Annotated in this window: 17 protein-coding genes; 2 read left to right on the top strand and 15 right to left on the bottom strand. The window is 38.2% G+C overall.

The genetic code is table 11. The annotated features are described in order from the left end of the window. Position 1 precedes the first annotated feature (1 nt). Complete coding sequence (locus tag N1I80_RS03705; RefSeq protein WP_340736611.1) at positions 2–814, top strand: MurR/RpiR family transcriptional regulator; 813 nt, start codon at positions 2–4, stop codon at positions 812–814. A 104-nt stretch (positions 815–918) separates the two neighbouring features. On the opposite strand, the gene N1I80_RS03700 is transcribed toward N1I80_RS03705, so the two are convergent. The 15 genes from N1I80_RS03700 to N1I80_RS03630 all read right to left on the bottom strand — a co-directional run bounded on the left by N1I80_RS03700 (position 919) and on the right by N1I80_RS03630 (position 19,698). After that, a complete protein-coding gene (locus tag N1I80_RS03700) occupies positions 919–1,749 on the bottom strand; it encodes a hypothetical protein (protein WP_340736610.1) in 831 nt (276 codons plus the stop codon). 11 nt (positions 1,750–1,760) lie between these two features. Beyond that, positions 1,761–2,891 carry an extracellular solute-binding protein gene (locus tag N1I80_RS03695; RefSeq protein ID WP_340736609.1) on the bottom strand — a complete coding sequence of 377 codons (1,131 nt, stop codon included), beginning with the start codon at positions 2,889–2,891 and terminating at the stop codon, positions 1,761–1,763. A 45-nt stretch (positions 2,892–2,936) separates the two neighbouring features. Continuing rightward, positions 2,937–4,607: an ABC transporter permease gene (locus N1I80_RS03690; protein WP_340736608.1), complete on the bottom strand. Its 1,671-nt coding sequence runs from the start codon at positions 4,605–4,607 to the stop codon at positions 2,937–2,939. After that, on the bottom strand, positions 4,588–5,685 hold the full coding sequence (locus tag N1I80_RS03685) for an ABC transporter ATP-binding protein (RefSeq protein WP_340736607.1): 1,098 nt from the start codon (positions 5,683–5,685) through the stop codon (positions 4,588–4,590). Before N1I80_RS03685 ends, N1I80_RS03690 begins: the two co-directional genes overlap by 20 nt. Before the next feature lie 339 nt (positions 5,686–6,024). Next, positions 6,025–7,080 (bottom strand): ABC transporter substrate-binding protein, encoded by a 1,056-nt coding sequence (locus N1I80_RS03680; RefSeq protein ID WP_340736606.1) that lies wholly within the window; start codon positions 7,078–7,080, stop codon positions 6,025–6,027. Between the two features lie 154 nt (positions 7,081–7,234). Beyond that, a complete protein-coding gene (locus N1I80_RS03675) occupies positions 7,235–8,344 on the bottom strand; it encodes a response regulator transcription factor (RefSeq protein WP_340736605.1) in 1,110 nt (369 codons plus the stop codon). Beyond that, positions 8,337–10,106 (bottom strand): cache domain-containing sensor histidine kinase, encoded by a 1,770-nt coding sequence (locus N1I80_RS03670; protein ID WP_340736604.1) that lies wholly within the window; start codon positions 10,104–10,106, stop codon positions 8,337–8,339. Before N1I80_RS03670 ends, N1I80_RS03675 begins: the two co-directional genes overlap by 8 nt. Positions 10,107–10,406: 300 nt before the next feature. Then, a complete protein-coding gene (locus N1I80_RS03665) occupies positions 10,407–11,153 on the bottom strand; it encodes an amino acid ABC transporter ATP-binding protein (RefSeq protein WP_340736603.1) in 747 nt (248 codons plus the stop codon). A gap of 15 nt (positions 11,154–11,168) precedes the next feature. Then, positions 11,169–11,828: an amino acid ABC transporter permease gene (locus N1I80_RS03660; protein WP_340736602.1), complete on the bottom strand. Its 660-nt coding sequence runs from the start codon at positions 11,826–11,828 to the stop codon at positions 11,169–11,171. A gap of 67 nt (positions 11,829–11,895) precedes the next feature. Next, positions 11,896–12,681, bottom strand: coding sequence for an amino acid ABC transporter substrate-binding protein (locus N1I80_RS03655; protein WP_340736601.1), 786 nt, complete (start codon positions 12,679–12,681; stop codon positions 11,896–11,898). 1,254 nt (positions 12,682–13,935) lie between these two features. Further along, on the bottom strand, positions 13,936–14,556 hold the full coding sequence (locus N1I80_RS03650; RefSeq protein WP_340736600.1) for a rhomboid family intramembrane serine protease: 621 nt from the start codon (positions 14,554–14,556) through the stop codon (positions 13,936–13,938). 268 nt (positions 14,557–14,824) lie between these two features. Continuing rightward, positions 14,825–15,295 carry a tubby C-terminal domain-like protein gene (locus tag N1I80_RS03645; protein WP_340736599.1) on the bottom strand — a complete coding sequence of 157 codons (471 nt, stop codon included), beginning with the start codon at positions 15,293–15,295 and terminating at the stop codon, positions 14,825–14,827. Positions 15,296–15,862: 567 nt separating this feature from the next. Then, positions 15,863–16,699: a hypothetical protein gene (locus tag N1I80_RS03640; RefSeq protein WP_340736598.1), complete on the bottom strand. Its 837-nt coding sequence runs from the start codon at positions 16,697–16,699 to the stop codon at positions 15,863–15,865. Continuing rightward, on the bottom strand, positions 16,692–17,207 hold the full coding sequence (locus N1I80_RS03635) for a sigma-70 family RNA polymerase sigma factor (protein ID WP_340736597.1): 516 nt from the start codon (positions 17,205–17,207) through the stop codon (positions 16,692–16,694). Before N1I80_RS03635 ends, N1I80_RS03640 begins: the two co-directional genes overlap by 8 nt. A gap of 118 nt (positions 17,208–17,325) precedes the next feature. Continuing rightward, a complete protein-coding gene (locus N1I80_RS03630; RefSeq protein ID WP_340736596.1) occupies positions 17,326–19,698 on the bottom strand; it encodes a polyprenyl synthetase family protein in 2,373 nt (790 codons plus the stop codon). 588 nt (positions 19,699–20,286) lie between these two features. Here N1I80_RS03630 and N1I80_RS03625 point away from each other — a divergent pair. Then, positions 20,287–21,888 (top strand): spore germination protein, encoded by a 1,602-nt coding sequence (locus N1I80_RS03625; RefSeq protein WP_340736595.1) that lies wholly within the window; start codon positions 20,287–20,289, stop codon positions 21,886–21,888. Positions 21,889–21,895: the final 7 nt, after the last annotated feature.

The raw sequence follows: 21,895 nt of genomic DNA, 5'->3' as shown, positions 1-21,895 counted from the left end.
CATGGTTACACTATTGAAGGAGATTCAATCTAGATATTCTTCCTTCTCAGACAAAGAAAGAGGTTTAGCAGATTATTTTCTTTCTTCACCAATCGAAGCTTCACAAAGTAATATTAAAGATATTGCTGACAGGACTTGTGTTTCAGTTGCAACGATTACAAGATTTTGCAAAAAGGTTGCTTGTAAAAATTTCGTCGAATTGAAAATAAAACTAGCACGGGAAGCCTATCAAGTAGGCGATGAAAAAGAAGACACAAAATTAAAGCGTCAATATGAAGATATTTTAGATGATATACAAGGACTTAGTGGCAAAGAAGCTTTAGATGAAGTGATGCAGTTCATTCAAGAAAGCAAAAAATTATACATCTTTGGCTTAGGAAGCTCAGGGCTTGCGGCGCAAGAGTTAAATTATCGTTTAAGTAGAATGGGCTTCTCTTCAGAAGCAGTAACCGATCCACACTTAATGATTATTCGAAGCACGCTAGTCCAAGAAGGCGATTTACTATTAGCATTCTCACGCTCTGGACAAACTAGAGATCTATTACATTCTGTAAAAGAGGCTAAAAATAACGGTGCTACAGTCGTCTCATTCACTGCCTATGGCGATACTCCACTAACCCAATTATCTGAGACCGTTTTATGGACGATACATCCTTTACGTACCGGGTATATATCTACTGGTTTAGATTTGAGCGTTCTTTATTTGATTGACCTGATTAGCTTATTCTTGCTTAAGGACGAAGATATTAAAAAAACATACGAAAAAACAGTGACAGCCATTTCCTCTGAAGCGTATATAGAGAGTGGTCAATAATTGTGTTATTTGGGGTTAAACCCACTATAGGTTTATAAAAAAAGTACACGTTTCTCAAACAACTCTAGGATTGATGTTGTTTGAGAACGGGTACTTTTTTATCGCTACAATTCAAATCTAATATACGTCCGGTCATCGAAGGATAAATTTCCTTTTTGCAATCCTTTCGATGATTTAAATTGTCGAAAACAAAGTGGGTCAGTTACAAGTAGTTGACTCAAAATAGCTTCAGTTTCAGCCAATGTCTCTTTGATAGTTGGATAACCATCAGATGCAAGAATCATCATTTCAGCATTTTCAGGAACTTTAATAATCTTAACTCGTGAAAAATCCACATCAAAACCATTGATTACTTCAAAGCCAAACTGATTGTCTTTGTCATTTTGTAAATAATACTGCTGTTTAATTAGCGGTTTGATATATTCCCACCCCGTATCATTGACCATCAACTCTTCAATCGTTTTGCCGTTTTTCAACTCTGTTTCTAAATACATTGCTCGGGCATTTGCCGTTATAGCATCGATTGGTTTGTCATTTGTATGTAAATGACCGTCAATCATACACTGCGAATCACCAATTTGCCACACTTCATGATAATAATGGCTATAACAAATTAAACAAGCTGTTGGTGCCATCCATGCATGTTGTTCAATATCCTCTGTCATGCCAAACGTCTGATAACGCAATTGCAACTTCTCATTAATCTGCGCTATTAACCCTTTTAAAGTCACATCCTCTTGTGCTTCAAGCAATGTCTCTCGAATCACTTCCGCCGCGAACCTTCCAGGTGCTTTGCCCTCAATCAGTCGATCCGATATATTTGTCGCACCATCAATCACCGCAACGAAATCGGCTGTAACTACATATAAATCTTCACATACTTCTGGTCTACCATACTTGCCTTCATTCAATAATTCCACTATCGAGATTGTCATAAGATGCTTACCTACTCTCTATGCTCATTCGCGTAAATGTATTGTTTCCATTCCGCTTCATCCCCTGAATCTAATAAGCGTCCGTGGGCTTCTAAACTTTCAAGTACAATTTTTTGGTAATAAGGAAAATGGCGATAATAGCTCTGATAAGATTTATTTTGAATGAGCTTCCTATTTGCTGGTATTGCTGAACTTGCTAATGCAAATGCTTTTAATTGTTCATCTTCTTGGATATAGTGTAAAAATTGCTTCATATAATCAGTAGGCTGTTCACTTTTCTTAAAAATAACTAAGCCGTTACCGTTCGGGATCAGCTTGTCCGCATCAATTGGAAACGGCATGACTTGCCATTTGAATTTATTGCCAATTAGCTTTTCAATTAACTGTAATTTATTGGAGGAGCTAAGGAGAATTCCTCCTTCACCATTCACAAACTCGGTTAAAGCTAAATGATTCTGATGGAATAGAAATGCCTCATTATCTTCAATTAACGCCGATGCAGTCGTGACACTACTCTGCGCCTCTATGTTCATCAAATACCATGGGTAAAGATTATCTGCATTCATGCTCCATTTTAATTTGTGATTCGGACTCGTAGATAATAGATTATTCGACAATTCAAACACAGCGGGTAAACGGTCCAATTCGTCTACTGTAAGCTTACTTTGTGACAGAAGTGCCTCATTGACAAATAACAACGGCACTTCATAACTGATTGGCATGGCCCATAAAGCATCAGCATATTGGAATCGTTTTTTAATCGCAATCGGAAGCTCCGCTTCATACTCTGGTGATAAGTAATCCGTTACAGGGATAATTGCACCTGATTCAATCAGTGGAAAAATTCCATACCATGAAGGAATCTCTGCATAATCAGGTGGATTACCCGCCGACTGGGCTGCATATAACTCCTCCACTAATGTGTTTGGATTTTTCACCAGTTTCGTGATGACTTTAACAGTAGGGCTTTCTTTCTCAAACTGGTTCGTAAGTTCAATCAGCTCGGGAGAATATAACCATAAAGTAATTTGGTCTTTATCCACAATCTCTTGATCAATCGTATTTTCAGGTTTTAAAGAATATAGGAAGAATACACATAAAAATAATATTCCTATACTAATGACCAAGAATACTTTTTTCAATGCGATTCCTCCTAACCTCTTGCTCATATCTGAATGAAAACCAAGTTAAATCGGGATTCCCTTCTTCCCTGAAATAACCGTTACAATAATGAGTGATGTAATTGTACTTAATGATAGAATCGTTGCGAGTGCAGCAGCCGTTCCAAAGTTCGCGGTGAACACTTCGCTATAAATTGCAACTGTAATCGTCGCAGTTGAACCAGCATATAACACAATTGTAGAACTCAGCTCGTTGATGGTCGTCACCCAGCTTAAAATCGCACCTGATAGAACACCAGGCAACATGAGAACAGCCGTCGTTTTAAAAAATGTTTTCATGGGTGGAACACCTAAACTAATGGATGCTTCTTCCACACTTTTATCAATTTGATGCAAAATAGCCGTACTTGATCGCATCGTATAAGGTAGTTTCCGAATAAAATAGGCAATGACTAAAATAATCCAAGTACCTGTTAAGGCAAACGGCGGTTTATTGAACGCGATGATTAAACTAATGCCAAGCACTGTTCCTGGTATAACATAAGGAATCATAATCAGTGTGTCTAAGAGCGCCGTTAGCTTTGAGCTTCTTCTCACAACAACATAAGATAATAATAAGCCTGCAATAACCATAAAAGCAATTGCCACACTGGCATATGTAAAGGTGTTCACAATCGCTTTCGGTACCCGGTACAGCACTTCACGATAACTGTCCAAACTAAACTGATTGACAAATACAGGTCCATTTGTTTTTAGAAATGAGGTCGTAATGACAGTTGCTTGTGGGATAATCGATACCCCAACAACAATGCCGACATACAGTAGTGCAAAAAACTTTTGTAACGGCTTTAGCTTAATAAGCGCCGGAGGTCTCATAGAACTCATTGTAAATGTTTTACGTGATACTAAATAGCGTTGCAAAAATAATATACTCGTACTAACAGTAAGTAAAATCATACTAAGCGTACTAGCCATCGCTGGATTTGAACCCATCTCACTAATAAATTGCTCATAAGCTAAAATAGGTAATACCTTTATTCCCTGCCCCATCAACATGGGTGTACCAAAATCAGCGAAGGAAGCCATAAATACCATCAATGCCCCTGTAGATAACGTTGGGAATATCAACGGTATTGTTACTGTCCTCATTTTCCCCCAACGTCTGCTCCCCAAACTTTCAGATGCTTCTTCTAATGAGGAATCTATCGTCTTCAATGCTCCCGATACATACAAATAAATATGTGGATAAAATTGAATCGTAAACACCCAAATCATCCCATGCAGTCCGTATATAGACTTCGTATTTAAACCAATTCCATGGAAAAACTGAGTTAAGAAACCGTTATTTCCAAGCATTAAAATCCATGAATAGGCACCGATAAATGGTGGAGACAACAGTGTTAAAATAATAAGAATATGAATCGTTTTCTTAAATGGTATATCAAACCTTGCCATAATATAAGCCATTGGAAGCCCTATACAGATGGCGAAAATAGTCGCTAATGTACAGACAAATAAACTATTCGTTAATGCACCGTAATAGTACTTCAATGTGAAAAAGTCTTTATAGGTTTCCAACGTAAACGAACCATCTTGGTAAAAACTATTAACAAAAATATTAAACAGTGGATAGACTAAAAATAAAAGAACAAATAAGAAGGCTAAAATCGTTACTAAATTCCAAAAGTCCCATCGGAAAACCTTGTTTTTTCTAGGCTTACGCGCGCGTGTTTCCATGGAGATTCAACGCCTCCTCCCCATCTTCCGAATAAATAATCGCTTCCTCCGGATTAAGATACAATTCGATTGCATCGCCTAAGTTCATTAAATCACGGTAACTGACAGCATGTTCATGGATGCTAATCGTCATACCAGAAACAAGCTCAACACTATACTCTACTTTTTCACCAAGGAACACAGCTTCTTTAATTATTCCTTTTATAAACATATTTCCTTTTTGCTCAGCCGATTTTTTAATTATAATTTGTTCAGGTCTCACACTAAAAATCACTTTTCCAACATAAGGCTTGTCAATCGTAATCGGATAATCGATTCCTTCAACCCGTACTGTTGACGCTCGCGTTAACTCGGCATCTAAAAAATTAGTTGATCCAATAAAATTAGCAACGAATTTATTTTGTGGACTCAAATAAATTTCATGTGGCTTACCGATTTGTTGGATTACTCCGTTATTCAGCACAGCAATTCGATCTGAAACTGCAAGTGCCTCTTCTTGGTCATGTGTTACATAGACTGTCGTAATATTAAGCCTCTTTTGTAGTTCACGGATATCTGAACGCATTTTCAAGCGTAACTTGGCATCTAAGTTGGAGAGCGGCTCATCCATGAGTAGCAAACCCGGATGAATGACAACTGCTCGCGCAAGTGCAATCCGCTGTTGCTGACCACCACTCATTTGAGCTGGCTGCCGATCCTTCAATTGAGTAAGTTCAACCATTTCCAATGCTTCCATCACTCGACGCTGAATTTCAGCTTTTTTAATCTTCCTGGCTTTCAAACCGTATGCGACATTATCAAAAACGGACATATGTGGGAAAATGGCATAGCTTTGAAACACCATCCCAATATTCCGATCATGAGCGGGTAAGTCGTTAATACACGCTTCTCCAAAATAAATATCACCTTCATCTTGACGATAAAAACCTGCCAACGCACGTAATAATGTTGTCTTTCCACATCCACTCGGTCCAAGCAATGTGAAGAATTCTCCTTCTTGAATATGGATTTCAGCATTATTAACTGCCTTCATATCACCAAAATATTTTGTCACTCGATCAATTCGAACATCAGTCACAATAGTCTTCCTCCTTTATAAGAAAAGCGCAGGGCGCCTGCTAGATGTGACAAGCGCTGGCCGACTAAATTCCGCCACGTCCTGTGGCAACGTCGGCACTAGTACGTCCTGTACGTCGGAAGAATTGAAGGTAAAGGCGCCCTTTGCCTTTATCAGCAAGTCTGAAGTACAAAGAAAGGCAGTCTAAGAGCGCCGCGTCCGCGTCCTGCGGCAACGACTGCATGACCCGCATCATGCGGGCCTAGCGTCTGGCGCCTAGACACACCTACAATGAAAGAATCATTTACACCTACAATTCTTTCTTCTCTACCTCCCGACAACGATCTCAATTCCGCTTTCTTATTTACCAATAATGATATCTTGGAACGTTTTCATAACATCAGCTTGATTGTCTGCTGCCCAGTTGAAATCATAGTCAACAAGTGGAATATCCTTAGAAGGGATCAACCCCTCCGGTGCAGCCACATCATCAAGGATCGAGCGTCTATTGAATTCCTTCACAATGATTTCTTGAACATCTTTACTTGCTAAAAAGTCTAAGAATTGCTGTGCATTTTCTTTATTTTTAGCTCCTTTAATTAACGCCATACCATCTGGAACAGCAGAAGTTCCTTCCTCAGGGTAAGCTACATCTACATTTGCACCACCAGAGATATAACGGTAAGCCGCTTCTTCTAACGTCACACCAATCGGAAATTCTCCATCTGCCACACCTTTAAAGACCATACTTGATCCACCTAAAACTTTACCATCTAGATTTCCTACAAAGTTTTTGACGAAATCCCAGCCCTCTGCTCCATCATCTTGATTGGCAAATAACATCGTCACGAGCTGTGTATAAGAGGAGCCCGATTTTGCTGGGTCAGCAAATGCAATTTTCCCCTTCCATTTTGGATCAAGTAAAGCATTCCATGATTGTGGTACTTCATCTTCTTTCACCATATCTTTGTTGTACATAATGACCATTGGTAAAGCAGAAAAACCAGTCCAAGATCCGTCTACACTTTTATAAATATCAGCAATCTCAGCATCGTTCGCTACTTTATAGGCTTCGAAATTTTCTATAAAAGCGGCTAATGATTCTGCTCCTCCACCCCAAAAGACGTCACCTAAAGGATTACCAGACTCAGCTTTCATTCGGTTAAGCAATTCACCTGTACCACCTGTTACAAGTTCCACTTCAATTTTCGTTCGGTCTTGAAACTCTTTTACAATCGGATTAATAATCTCGGCCTGGTGCGGCGAATAAACCGTGACTTTTGTTGATTTTTTAGTTTCGGTTTTGGTTTCGGTCTCGGATTTGCTTTCGGCTACCGTTTTCCCATCCTCTTGACCACATGCTACAACCAGTAATGCAAGTAGTGCGACTAACATAACAACTAATAACTTTTTCAATCATTTCAACTCCCTTTCTCCTAATGTAATTCTGCCTTAATTATAGCGACCGATTGTAAGCGATTACAACGAGGTATAATTTCCTTAATGTTCAATATATTTCGTATCCAACAAAAAGTGAGTACCCATTTTCAGCAGGTACTCACCTTTTCTTTCACGGAATAAGTTTTTCTTCCTTAGCCTTTTTTCTATACAGTGAGGGTGTCATCCCTATCTGTTTCTTGAACAATTGACTGAAGTAACGTTGGTCTGTATAACCAACCGCTATACTCACTTCGTTTGTCTTCATCGTCGAATACGCAAGAAGGTCTTTGGCAATCTTCATACGGTACTCCGTCACATATTCAATGAAGTTTTTTCCTGTATGCTGCTTGAATATTCTACTAAAATAACTATCTGATATAAAAAATTTCGTCGCTAAAGATTGTAATGAAATCGCTTCTTGATAATGCTCTTCGATATAGAGAAACACCTCCTCCATATTAATCGGAGACTGTGAATGCTCATAAAACAAACAGCCCTGATCTCGGCCAAATTTGGATTGTTCTTTTAACATAAGCGCCTGTCTGTATAAACTGTGCAGGTCATCACAATTACTCGAAAAACTACTACAGCCACCTACCACTTTATTGTCGATGAACAATCCGTCCAATTGCTGAAAAAACAGTTGTTTTTGGTGTGCTTCCTCAACAAATAAAATACCTTGCGCTAAGCTTTTAATGCCAGATTCCTGTACTTGCAACGAACCCCCATGTTCACTGTCCCAGCAAATAACCCCGAACTGTCCATTTAACCCATATTGCTCAAATAATTTCTTATCAGCTTTTAACTCTCCTCGAATTACTTTAAGAAGATAACTGTCTACCTTTTCTTGTTTGTCCTGTTCCTCTAGCTTCACTTGGCACACAAGTCGATTGATAATATCCTTTAAATCCTCATCTGCAATCGGTTTTAATAGATAATCATCCGCACCCATTTTCAATGCTTTTTGCGCATATTCAAATTCACCAAAACCAGAAATAATAATTGATTTCAAATCCGGATTCATATCTTTGGCAGCACCAATTAGCTCAAGTCCATCTAAACCGGGCATCCGAATATCTGTGACTAATAAATGAGGAGCCTCCGTTTTAATTAATGTGATTGCCTCATACCCATCAGCCGCAGTACCCACTACCTCAATCCCCATTGCTGCCCAATCAATCCCGTGCTGCAGACTTTCACGGATTAACCACTCATCATCGACAATCACCATTTTAATCATGACTTTCCCCTCGTTTCCCACGCATCACCGGCAACTTCATACTAACGGTTGTACCTACATTCTCTTCACTAGCAATCGTAACTCCATACCTATTGCCGTAATATAAAGAAATTCTTTTTACGACATTTTCTAAACCGATTCCTAACTGTGATGAGGTTACTTTACTTTCCAAAAGATTTGTAACCGCAGCTAACTTCTTGTCATCCATGCCCATGCCATCATCTTTGATTTTAATACAAAGTAATGATTCGTTATGAGTAATACGAATCGATAACATACCTTGCCCTACTTTCGTTTCCAATCCATGAATAATCGCATTTTCAACAAGCGGCTGTATTAATAATGGAGGAATCAATAATTTCTTTGCTGATTCTTCAACTGAAATAGTAATCTTTATTTTTGTCTGAAATCTAACTTCTTGTATAAATAAATAACGTTCTAAGAGTAACAGGTCTTCTTCAAGACGAACATATTCACTGTCTTTTTTAATGGAATATCGCATCATTTCTCCAAGCGCAATCGCCAAGTCACTAATCATTCTTACACCTTTTATTTTAGCAATCGCGCTCATCGTTTCGAGTGTGTTATAAAGAAAGTGCGGATTGATTTGTGCACGTAGTGTATTGATTTCTGCTTCTTGGAGGCGACTTTTCTTCTCTAAGCTCTCTTGAATTGATGTCTGTAACTTCATAATCATACTGTTAAAGTTACGTCCTAATTCACTTACCTCATCCTCATAATTAGCTTGAAAACGAACGTCAAGATCACCTTTCTCCACCTTCTTCATCACTATTTTCAATCGATTTATAGGCGAAGTAATTGAAATTGCGAATAAATATGTAAACCAAACCGTCACAATAAAAGCAATCACAATTAATAACAACGTCAAATACTTAATCGGTTGGCTATTTTTCGTAATTTCACTTTCAGGTGTATAGTTGACCACTTTATAATGCGTTTCTTCATTTGTATCGAAGATTGTAATGTATTTTTTGTGATTTAAAGTGGTGTCAAAAAATCCTCTTTGGCTATTTAAAATATTATCAATCGATTCATGTTTCATCCTTGTGCCAATTGTTGTTTTACTCGGGTACCCTGAAATGATGTAGCCTTCAGAATCAATCAAATACATTTGCTCTTGATTACTATGATAGTTGGATTGATATAGTTCTGCGATGGAAGGCTCCAATATATCGATAATTAAATAACCAATCGCTTCGCTTTGCTGATTTTTTAACAGCTGACCAACACGCAGTACAACCTCCTGCGACTCGGCATGTCTAATCGTATAATGCGTGTCCCAAACAACAGTACCATTTGCCTCCTTTGCCTTTCTGAAGATCCCCCAGTTTTCAGAGATTTGATTGTACTGAGGTGGTAAATAGTCACCCGTAAAATAACGATCACCATTGAAGCCAATAATATAAACATTAATTGTCCAATTTTTTGTTCCTAGCACAGAGTCAAACAGCTCATTCACTAGTTCAAAGTCTTGATATTTCTCTAAGTTTGTTCGTGTTGAGCTTTTCTGAAGCTTGTCCTGTACAAATTCTGAACGATAAATATAATTGCTGAGTTGCTCAATATCACGTGAAAAAAAAGCAAGATTTTTATTAATTTGTGTTAAATTCTCCATGATTCCTTTACTAACCTGTTCTTTCATCATCTTTGAACTAACTTGATAAGTGAATACGCCCATAGACAACAGGGGTATAAGTGTAATCGCTGAAAAAAACAACGTTAGCTTTGTTCGTAACTTCAAGCCCATTAACTTCTTGAACACCCTTATCACCATCACTCGCTTTGCCCATTCAAACCTATGAGCATTTATTATTTACGCTCTCTTTTATAACCCTTGCTAACCAATGCTACTGTTAAGTTGTGTGAGTAATCAGTTTTAAGAATTATACCATTACTTTCTAAAACATAAAGTGATTCGTCAAAATAAGAAAACCACCCTATGTGCTGTAAAAGCAAAAAGGTGGTTTATGTAGAAAGTGAATGTCAGTTAACTAGTTCTAAAAAATTCCGAACTGTGCTAAGCACTTAAAATGGATTAGTATTATTTCAAACTTCGATTTAAAAAGGCTTTGGTCCGCTCCTGCTGGGGGTTGGTCAATACATCCCTAGGATTTCCCGACTCAATAATTTCTCCGTTATCCATGAAAATCACTCGATTGGCCACTTCTTGAGCAAAGTCCATTTCATGTGTCACGACAATCATGGTCATGTGCTCTTCGGCAAGATCCTTCATCACTTCTAATACTTCTCCTGTCAATTCAGGGTCTAAAGCGGATGTTGGTTCATCGAACAATAGTATTTCAGGGTTCATCATAAGTGCCCGTGCGATTGCCACCCGTTGCTTTTGGCCGCCAGAAAGCTTGGACGGATACGTCGCTGCCTTGTCTGATAGCCCGACTTTCCCCAGTAATTCAGTACTTCTCTGTCGAATTGCAGCAACCGGTTCCCTCTTTGTCAGTCTTGGTGCGAGTTCCAAGTTTTCTTTGACTGTAAGGTGCGGAAAGAGATCGAAGTGCTGGAACACCATGCCCATTTTAGCAGTAACCTGCTTAATTTCCTGTGCCTTTGCGTAATTGCCATCCTTGACGAGATAGTCACCAGCTATTCGGATACTACCACCGTTTATTTCTTCGAGATGGACTAAACTGCGAAGCATCGTGCTTTTCCCTGAACCAGAAGGGCCGATGATTGCAACCACATCGTTTTTATTGACATCGAACGTAATTTTTTTGAGTACATCCAGATTTCCAAATGATTTTTTTAGGTTGGATACTTCAATGATGGCCATGTTCACCGCTCCTTCTTAGTCATATTTGAATCGCCGTTCGAGCCATTTAAAGAATAAGGTCAATACGAGCGTTATCATTAAATAAATAATACCTGCAAAAAAGAAAGGTACGATTGTAAAATCACGGTTTACAGCTGTCTGGGCAAAGTGCAATAATTCCGGTACTGCAACGGCATAGAGGAGTGCCGTATCCTTCACCAATGTCACTGATTCGTTAGCTACAGCCGGAAGGGCAACGCGGAACATTTGAGGCAAAATGACCCGCGTCATTGTTTGCCATTTATTCAAACCTAGTACCTGTGAAGCCTCATATTGGCCCTTATCAACCGACAGCAGCCCACCACGGAAGATTTCCGCAAAGTAGGCAGCATAATTCAATATAAATCCTAAACAAGCAGCTGCAAATCGATCAAACACTAAGTATTCTCCGACAATCGGAAGTAAAGGCAAACCAAAGACAAAAAATAATAATTGTAATAACAGAGGTGTACCACGCATTAAGTAAATATAACCATTAGCAAACCAGGCAAGCGGCTTAATATTGCTCCTAACCGCGAGTGTTAAAAGGAAACCAAGTGGAATTGACACCGCAATAGCGATCAAAAACAGGAGGACTGTTACTTGTGCCCCTTCTAGCATTGGCTTGAGTATTGAAATCATATAATCAAAAGACATAAAAACTTTCCTCCAAAAACAAAACAGGGTTTCACAAGGAAATCCTGTTTGTCACGTATTTATCTACTTACTGTAAAACTTTGTTTTCACCAAACCATTTTTCTGAGATTTCAGCAGCTGTACCATCCTCGTTCAATTCATCGAGTGCCGCCTGAAGCTTCTCAAGCAGTTCCTCGTTGCCTTTTTTCACACCAATTCCATACTCTTCAGGTGCAAGTGATTCGTCGAGCACTTTAAATGTGCCTTCTTCTTGAGACATATAATAATCGATGACAACTTCATCAATGACGACCGCATCCAAACGGCCTGTTTTCAAGTCAATCAATGCAAGAACGTTATCAGCGAATTCTGTCACTGTTTTAATTTTCGATTCAATTGGATTTGCACCAAGAGCGTCCGCTGCAGAAGATAACGCTTGAAGCCCCACAACTTTTCCGTCCAAATCATCAAGTTTAGTAATTTCTGAATCAGCTAACGTAACAACGACCTGTGCATTTCGTAAATAAGGCTTTGTGAACAATACCTTCTCTTTACGCTCATCTGTAATTGTATACCCGTTCCAAATGAGATCAATCCGACCACTACTTAGTTCTGTTTCTTTTGTTTTCCAATCAATGGGCTGAAATTTAGGTGTCATACCCATTTTTTCAGCAGCAGCTCTGGCATAATCAATGTCAAAGCCAACAATTTCATTATTGTCATCGCGGAATCCCATCGGTGCAAATTTATCATCTATCCCAATGATTACTTCGCTAGTTGATTTGTTATTAGTTTGTCCTTCTGATGAACCGCATCCCATTAAGAGTGTAAAAACTGCGGCCATAATTAGAGAAATAGTTGCTATACGTTTCATAACTGTAAAAATCCCCTTTCAATGATCGATATCCACCTAAAATACTTTAGCGCATTAACGTATTAATAGAATAGCACAAAAATCGACTAATGAACACCCTTTTTATATTTTTCCATTTCCTATATTATATACATTGAATTAAATAATCCGGCAACCCGCTGATTTCCGTTACGAGCGGGCATGGCTTCAGGCAATTGAACAGCGAGGGATTCAATTGGCTGTATTTCTGTGTTGTTTGTGGAAATTAAGGCATCCTGCTCTCTCTCTCATGCTAAACGTTTAGTAATTTCTAGACCTTCTGGGTTTGGTTCAAGATATTATCAATAGTAATGTGTCAAAACACGTCTGTTGATTAACCATTTAATTGTATAAATCACGGGTAAGTAAAGGCTTGAGAACCTCCATTTTCACTGGTGCATTTCCAGTTCGCTTTCGGCTAACTATTCACGACATGATTACCGTAAAAGTAGGTGTGTCTAGAAATGACTTCGTCATTTCTAGACACACCTTTTTCAGTCATCTTATTGCGAATACTTGCCTGTCGCGTACCTACAACGTTCAAGTGAAAAATGCAGTTGCTTGGAAAGAAAAGAATAGATGACTTTTTCTATAGAGAGTAAGTGCCCGAAGATGCAATTTCGGGCACTCTTGTACGTTGTATAAGGTGCTCCCACTTTACTTTTAGTAAGTTTTATAAGAAGAATATGATACTTCCTAAAATAACAGTCGGAAGGACCACGGTAAAAGCTTCAGCCAATCGAACAGCGTAGGGTTTGATTGGCCTTAATTTCTGCGTTCTTTGCAGAAATTAAGGCATCTATCCAACTACTCTCGACGCTTCGCCTTTGTTCGTAAAATCCGTTCTTCGTGGCGGCTTTTATCCAAGTAAAAAGCCAGCTATTCTTTCTTCCCTAAAAGCATTAGCACTTTGTGTATAAGTGTTTTTGGAGAGCGATGGATGAACGACTACCATACGATTACCGGAAAAATGTATAGGGATGCGACGAAGTCGCATCCCTATACATAAAACAGCCCGGTAATAGTATAGAAGTCGTTCAATCTAAAGCGAACTAAAGCTACTAGACAGAAAGTGCCTAGTGTTTGATTAAGTTACTTTTTGGTAAATCATCAGGCGTGAAAATAGAGCCGTCTAAGCGGCTCAATAATCGTCAACTAAAGCACCCGTTTGTTTAAGTATGTTATTTCAAAAACTTTGTCCTCTTTAATCTACTGATGTTAGGTTTGAAATTATAATTAAAATAGTAACATACTCATCAATATTCCAAAAATGAAGCCAAGGACATGAGAAATAGCCCCTCCAAGACCTATGAAGTTACCCAAAGTTGTATAAAGGATTAAATAACTTGTTTGCCAAGAACCGAAATGAAAATCGAATAACTCTGGTGTTTGTATATACAAGTAAAAAATACAACCAATTAAAGCAAATATACCAGGGGAAGCTCCTGTCCCTTTAATAAATGAAGAAAATGCAGAAAACAATAAGGAAACTAAAAGGTTTCCCACCATGTACATAAGCAGAAACAAACCGCTGCCAATTTTGTCTTCTAGAAAAGAACCTACAAAATATATACCGAAAAGGTTTGCCATCATATGTAGTAAGTTCATATGAAAAAATGGAGCAGTTATGAGCCTATACCATTCTACTTTACGCATATTATCAAAACTCTTTCCAGTCCCCCATTTAGACAATTTATCCTTTAATACTATTTCATCAGCAAGATAAATTAGTGCATAAATACAAATTAATGTAAATGTAATGGGAGGGGTATTAGCGTTTTGGAATATTGAATAAATAAAATAAATAATATAAATGGCGCATAAAAATACTAGGATATTGGTATTACTGTTCTTCATATGTAGTAACCTCCTGAATTACTATCTTTACAGTTATCAGGAACTTGCGCCTGTTCATGTAAAACAGAACTTAATTTTGTATTTAAACCGCCTCGTTAGCACAAGAAGAAAAGGATTACTGTTATTACACTAAAGCACCTCGTTAGTTCACTAAGATTTTCAATTAATAAGAATATACTAAAGTTAAAAGTGTTAAGTTGTTTTTCATTTCTTCTTTAGAGTCGATAAATAGTCAATACAGACCAACAAAGTAACAGCTATTTCATTGCTATTTCATTGCTATTTCATTGCTATACAAGACTATTTCTTTTTTTCGTGATAAATCAAACAGTTTATAATCAACTATTGCAATTACATTTTTATTTTCGTCTTGTATAAATGTTTTTGTTTCGAGTGGCTTATCAAGATAGTAGTAATTTTCACCTTGAATAACAATTTCTTTTGTATCACCGAATTCAATTGCCTTGATATTAGTTAGAGTACCTATTTTTAATCCATTTTCAAATATTGACCATTCATTTTTTGTCCAACGAAAATGCTCTCTGATTAAAAACTCTTTATCACCTTCTGTAGCTTTTATATTAACTTCCCATCCCGTTAAAAATATTTCCGTTAATATATTCAGGAAATTAGGATAGAATCTTAGTACTTTAGCAATGGTTAATCCTTTTTCATTATTTATTTCGAATGCTTTTTTTACTCCCTTCATCAAGGGAATAGTAAAAATATATTTATCCACTAATTAATGATCACCCATCAATTTTTTGTACATTTGTTCGAAGAGTTCCAGGGGCATTTTGAAATGTGTTGTTTTGTCACTTCGAACATATGTAACTATTTCTACGTTATTTCCTTTTATCTCCACTTCGAGTAATGAGTTCTCACCCCTGTCTCTAATCGAAACACATAAACTATCTTTCTTTTCTTTCTCTTTATATTCATAGTTCATAACTTAAACACACCTCCAAAATCATATTGTTATTATCCTTATCTAAGGTTCTTTTTGAAAATGCTTCAGCCCCTTAACTTTAATACGTTTGAAATAAACATAAGTTTCAAATTTCAAAAAAAATCCAGAATATCGTTAAAAAGCAATCCATCTTATTCAAGACTACTGCTGCTTAACTTCAATAATTTCTACAAAAAAATTGGCAATACTTCTTAGATTCAATATAAGACAATGAGTTAAAATCCTTTTTAAAAAATACAAAAAGAAACGATGGATTGCCTAGGTTCCATCGTTCCTTTATACAACAACTTAAATTCGATTGTTATTTCAGGAATCACTTCTTCAATAAAAACACTATTAATATATATTTCCAAACTCATCACAATGGAATTCAATTGTAAATGCTTTTTCAAATGTTACGTTATTCGCATAGAAAACCCCTTCAATATAGATACTATATGTTCTTCCCCCATCTAGTAAAGTAGCTTTCTGAAATGTTTGTCCCCATGTACCATGAGTGCTAAGAAATTTTGTTGTAATCACATCCACATTGCTAAATAATTGACGATTTTTATCTGCATTGTACTGTGTATCGAATATCGCTGCGACTTCAATTTTCTTTACTACATCAGGAAAATATAGATATGCGGCTTTAGTTGTTTCGCCAGTCGGATTGGTTACAGCAGGCTTTAAATCAGTAGACACAGCAGCAAGTGTTTCGCGTTCCGTTGCTAAAAATGCTGTCACGTCATTTTGGATTATTTTTTCAAATTCCGCTGGTTCTATCCAATCAGATTCCTTAAACTCCTCTATTGGTTCAACACCAATAGAAAATCCAATCTTCTTTTCCATTGCTTTCTCCACTATTTCAACATACCGCTGATAATATTGCCGCTTCCGTTCCTCAGTAATCGGAGTCAATACCTCATTTGCTTCAATCACGCTTCCTTTCTCCCCCGCAATCGGTATCGGCACAGCATTAATAGTGGCCGTGTCTAACCCTTCCTTATCAATAAAAGAAAAGACAAATAGACAGGTTGCCGCAAAAAGCGCTAGATTGGCTGCAATAGTGAAAAAGGGGGGCCTATTTTTCGCATGTGTTGGATATTGTTCATTAATTTTCCTTATCACATTTCGCTGCTGTTGTGCCGTATCACCGATTTTCACTTCTAATTGCCGTTTAATTTCATTCACTTTTTAGCACCTCCCATTGTTGAGTCGATAACTTATCCTTCAAACGCTCTTTCGCCGTCTTCAACCGATATTTAATCGTACTTTCTGATATATTTATGACTGCTGCAATTTCACGCATAGTTAATTCTTCAAAATAGTATAGAATAATCACTTCACGAAATTTAATAGGCAGTGACAATACAGCATCAGCCACCATCAATTGTTCATCTTGTAAAATGAGTCGATTTTTCGGGCGAATCATTCCAGGGAAAATATTTGTTAGTGTTTGTGTCCTGTATCGCCAGCTTTTTAAGTAATCTTTGCATCGATTAATAGCCATGCGGGTTAAGTAGGTTCGCAAGCTTGATTGTGCTTGAAATTGTTCTGACGTTATCCAATACTTAATAAACACATCTTGTACAATATCTTCCGCTGCATTCCAATCTTTCACATATAAATAACTAAGCCGAAGCAAATAATCATTATGTTCATTAATAATCGCTCGAAAGCTTGCATCCTCCTGTTCCATAATAAGTATCCCCCCTCCCCACTTATTAGACGATTCAGAAAACATAAAAGTCTAAAAATATGTAGGACTTTATAAAAAATCCAAGTTAATGAGGTCCCCATTAACTTGGATATCTAACTCAATGATCCCGATTCACAATATAATTTAATAAATGCTTCAAAAAACCAGTATTACGTGGTACATCTTGCAATACTTCCATTGCACAACAATAATGCTCCCACATCGCTTTTTTTGCACCTGTAACGCCTAACACTGACACAAATGTTGAGCTGTTGTTTTCAGCATCTTTTCCAATCGGCTTTCCAAGCACAGTTAAATCTCCTTCAACATCCAGCAAATCGTCCTTGATCTGAAATGCAATGCCGGCATGACGGGCGAATTTTTTCAAGGCTCCTCTTTCCGACTCCTCTACACCAGCGAGAATTGCCGGCATTATCAGTGAAGCTTCGAATGCGATTCCCGTCTTATAAAAGCACATCATATTCAATTGTTCCAATGTCAACGATTTCCCTTTGGAATCTAAATCCATCGCCTGTCCCCTACACATATCCCCCGTCACTTGGGATGAATATCGTATCAAGTGGAGCACGGTTTTAGGATTGAACTGGTCAAGAGATGCCTGTTCTTCCATCGCTTTTTGGGTTAGATAAAGTGCCGTTAATTCTGCGGTGGCAACGTCATACACTTGATGTAAAGTCGAACGCCCCCTACGGGTGGACGCATTATCCTGGGACGGTAAATCATCAAAAATAAGGGATGCCGTGTGCATATATTCCAATGATTTCAGAAGTGGCACAATTGCAGACTTATTTAAACCATACTCAGTAACACCCATAACCCAAGTCATGATTGGTCTCAACCGCTTGCCATCACTTGCTAAACTATAATTGGCTGCATCAATGATGGGGTCTGTCATCAAAGATCTATTTTCTTCTGTAGGGATATTTAATGAGCTGTTAATCTGTTTGCGTACAGTTTCAATCATCTCTGAAAAGTCTTCCTGCTCTTTCCGCTCATTTTTCAAATTAGTAATCATATGATCCCGAAGCAGTTTATCAAAGAAATCTACGTCTTCTGCTTTTCGAACCATTTTTTGAACGACATAGCTAAATTTTGTGTTTCCAGCAGCAAATAGCTTCATAACCTCGTCATATTTTTTAGTTCCCATTCGTTTCTTAAATCGTTTCAACCCGTTTATTACACGATCAAGAATTACCTCACAGGTCTTGCTATCTGAGTGATACACGTTATGGATCAAATTAAAAATGACCGTCCAATACAATTCGAAAGGATTGATAAGATCCAAACGCTTGTCATGATATTTCATATAGTACGTATAAGGGGTTACTCTTCCTTCCTCCATATCCTCAAACATATCAGCAAAATCATCCGCTAGCTGATTGTAAATGCCATATAAAAATGTTCGGTTGTCGAAGCCCTCATCCTCAGGCGCACTAATAACTGAGCGGGTAATTAATCGGGAATATGAAGATTTTAAAATGACGGGGATATACAGCTCTTCATTGGAGTAATTGGCATTCGATAGATCCTTCGTGCGATCTACTTCCTGTGAATTAAAAAATACAAAGGATTGCTCGAAAAACTTTCTTCTTGTTTCTGGTCGCTGATGGGCCTTAATATACTCAAAGGCATCTCGGAGCTCTGAATGAATATAGCGGATTAGACCCGCATTTCTCCCAGTCCACTCACCCAATTCTGGAACAGATTCTGTGATAAGTGTCGTACGAATTAATTCGGCAAAACGTTTTTTCTCTTTTTCTGATAAGACTTTGGCATCTAGAAGATCGTCAATAAATGGATAGGTTAAGCCATAGCAATACCCTAGCCTAATCGCTTCATCCAGTTTCTGAGTACGTTCCTCAGGAGTACTATCAGCATCCATCTCTTCATTCACATGAATGATAACCCCTGCCATAATTTTGATAAGCTTTCGTTTGGCTTCCGCAGCATCCATCCCCTTCGGTATATTGAAGGATACCGTCTTTAATTTATCCATCACCCAGATCATAGCGGGCTCAACGCTTTCCTTCTGAGCCTGTCGATATAACCAAGCCATACTAAATGTCTCGGCATCTGTTGCATTGGATTGTGTCAGATGATTTTTCAGGCTCTCGGCTGTACGTCGAACACTAGCCTGTGTGTCAGATGAGTCCAAGGCTTTGCCCAGATCTCGCATGTAAATATAGGAAATGCTTCGATCTAAGTAGTTATCTAGTTTACCTGTGTAAGCCAGCCATTGGATGTAATTGTGATACCCTTTAGAATCAAATTTTCCCTTTCCACGCGAAAAAAGGGTGAATAACGAGTAAGGATAAATATGGTTCTTTTTCCAGGACTGTATATCTTTTATCAGCGTAGATGCATAAGTCTGTTGCGCAAGCTGTTCAGACAATGATGTAAAATAATGAGCAGCCTTCTGCTCGGCCAACCGATAGCTTTCATTGGCATTTTGTATTAATTCCTCATTCATACTCATCAATACCTCTTCTTAATGTTCTCATATATATGTATGCCATATCATTCAAGCCAATGTTAATATTCTAAACACTATCTCAAGCTTTTATAAAACCAAATTTATAATAACATCTTTACCACCAGAATTCCCTATTTCATCTTTCTCGATTATGCTAACCTGACGCTTTCTTATATCCTTTCCTCACTCCTCTCCGTCACACGTGGAGAATTCTCTTTCAAATAGAATGAATCTAAGTGGGTTGAACAAATAATACCTGCGAATCTCCAGCGAAGGCGCCTAACAGGGGTAGCCGAAGCGATAAGACTAATAGTGGTTTTCTATTAGGCTTATCGCGGGAGGCATCCCCTGTTAGGCGCCAAGCGTTGTTGATAGAATTTTTTATATCAACATAGGTGCCTAAGTAGTTACAAGAATTTTTTACATGTCAGTCAGAAGTAAGCTGCACTTAGAATTCCAAACAGATTAATGTTTCGTTGCTGTCTCGCTTAATTGTTTGGCAGTTTTTTTAGTCTATCTGCGTCTATACAAGAACCCATCCGGTCATACTGAGGTAACGAATTAAATATGGGAGGGGAGGTAATAATGAATTTCTTTGATAAATGGGTATCAAATACAGTAAAAGAATCGTTTGAACAAAATCCAGACCAACAGCCAGCTGAATCCAAGATACTCCTACATACAAGTCTTCAAGAAAATATTCAGCAAATTAAAGAGACACTTGGAAATAGTACTGATATCACAATTAGAGTAGTGCGGATTGGAAAATCAGCCGAGCAGTTAATGGGGATTATTTACACCGATGGCTTGGCAGATCAAAAGACCATCACTGACTTCATAATGGAGTCAGTGATGCTTGATGCTAAAGGAACACGTTTGGATAAAGAAATTCAATCGTCTCCCGACATTATTCAAATCATTAAAGACTCCGTCCTCACGATTGCTGATGTAAAAGACGTTGACGATTATAAAACATTGTACCACTCAGTGTTATCTGGCGAGACGGTTATTCTAGTAGACGGCCATTCTGAAGGTCTTATAGCTTCTAGCACAAGAAGCTGGCAGGACCGTGGTGTAACTGAACCTTTAGCAGAATCTGTAGTTCGTGGCCCACGTGAGTCGTTTTCAGAAACATTGCGCACAAACACTTCACTAATTAGACGTAAAATAAAAGATCCTAATCTCTGGCTTGAAACGATGCAAATTGGACGAGTCACCCAAACTGATGTTGCAATTATGTATATCAATGGAATTGTCAGTGACGAAATTGTCACTGAAGTTCGCGCCAGACTAAATCGAATTGATATCGATGGCATTCTGGAAAGTGGATATATAGAAGAGCTAATCCAAGATGATACGTTTACACCATTCCCAACGGTGTACAATACCGAACGCCCGGATGTTATCGCTGCTGAACTTCTAGAAGGAAAGGTGGCAATCCTTATAGATGGAACCCCCTTTGTTCTCATCGTTCCGGCTTTGTTCGTTTCGTTCATTCATTCTCCAGAGGATTATTACCAGCGGGCAGATGTTAGTAGTCTTGTGCGGGTTCTCCGTTATATTGGTGCTTTTTTTGCATTACTTGGTCCATCCTTATATGTCGCTATTACAACGTTTCATCCTCAGATGCTTCCCACATCGATGTTTATAAGTATTGCTGCACAACGGGAAGGTGTTCCATTCCCTGCCTTCGTGGAAGCAATGCTAATGGAATTGGCATTTGAGATTTTGCGGGAAGCCGGGCTTCGCATGCCAAGAACAGTCGGAACTGCATTATCGGTTGTTGGAACACTGGTTATTGGTCAAGCGGCAGTCGAGGCGGGATTAGTTTCTGCTGTAATGGTTATCGTTGTTTCTTTAACAGCGATTAGTAGCTTTGTTTTCCCTGCCTATAGTATGTCTAGTGCATTCCGCATGCTGCGATTTCCCATGATTGTGCTAGCCGCCACATTCGGTTTGTTTGGAATTGTCATCGGACTTTTCGCACTAACTCTACATTTATGTAGCCTTCGAACGTTCGGGGTTCCCTACATGAGTCCTTTTACACCTTATGAACCCGCTGATCAGAAGGATGCGATTCTTCGATTTCCTAGATGGGCTTTACTGTCCCGCCCGCGTCTCATTAATCAGAAAAACCCAATACGCGAACAAAATAAGCTTACCCATAAACTCAAGCACAAGGAGTAAGAAACGA

Source organism: Sporosarcina sp. FSL K6-3457, from assembly GCF_038007285.1.
Classification (GTDB): Bacteria; Bacillota; Bacilli; order Bacillales_A; family Planococcaceae; genus Sporosarcina.
The sequence above is the reverse complement of the archived record's forward strand: the minus strand, read 5'-3'. Positions and strand labels throughout refer to the sequence as shown.

Excerpts from the sequence above, each read along its gene's own strand:
- N1I80_RS03690 (WP_340736608.1), bottom strand. The coding sequence starts at position 4,607 with ATGGAAACACGCGCGCGTAAGCCTAGAAAAAACAAGGTTTTCCGATGG.
- N1I80_RS03635 (WP_340736597.1), bottom strand. The coding sequence starts at position 17,207 with ATGGAACAGGAGGATGCAAGCTTTCGAGCGATTATTAATGAACATAAT.
- N1I80_RS03700 (WP_340736610.1), bottom strand. The coding sequence starts at position 1,749 with ATGACAATCTCGATAGTGGAATTATTGAATGAAGGCAAGTATGGTAGA.
- N1I80_RS03675 (WP_340736605.1), bottom strand. The coding sequence starts at position 8,344 with ATGATTAAAATGGTGATTGTCGATGATGAGTGGTTAATCCGTGAAAGT.
- N1I80_RS03625 (WP_340736595.1), top strand. The coding sequence starts at position 20,287 with ATGAATTTCTTTGATAAATGGGTATCAAATACAGTAAAAGAATCGTTT.
- N1I80_RS03655 (WP_340736601.1), bottom strand. The coding sequence starts at position 12,681 with ATGAAACGTATAGCAACTATTTCTCTAATTATGGCCGCAGTTTTTACA.
- N1I80_RS03665 (WP_340736603.1), bottom strand. The coding sequence starts at position 11,153 with ATGGCCATCATTGAAGTATCCAACCTAAAAAAATCATTTGGAAATCTG.
- N1I80_RS03660 (WP_340736602.1), bottom strand. The coding sequence starts at position 11,828 with ATGTCTTTTGATTATATGATTTCAATACTCAAGCCAATGCTAGAAGGG.
- N1I80_RS03705 (WP_340736611.1), top strand. The coding sequence starts at position 2 with ATGGTTACACTATTGAAGGAGATTCAATCTAGATATTCTTCCTTCTCA.
- N1I80_RS03650 (WP_340736600.1), bottom strand. The coding sequence starts at position 14,556 with ATGAAGAACAGTAATACCAATATCCTAGTATTTTTATGCGCCATTTAT.
- N1I80_RS03630 (WP_340736596.1), bottom strand. The coding sequence starts at position 19,698 with ATGAATGAGGAATTAATACAAAATGCCAATGAAAGCTATCGGTTGGCC.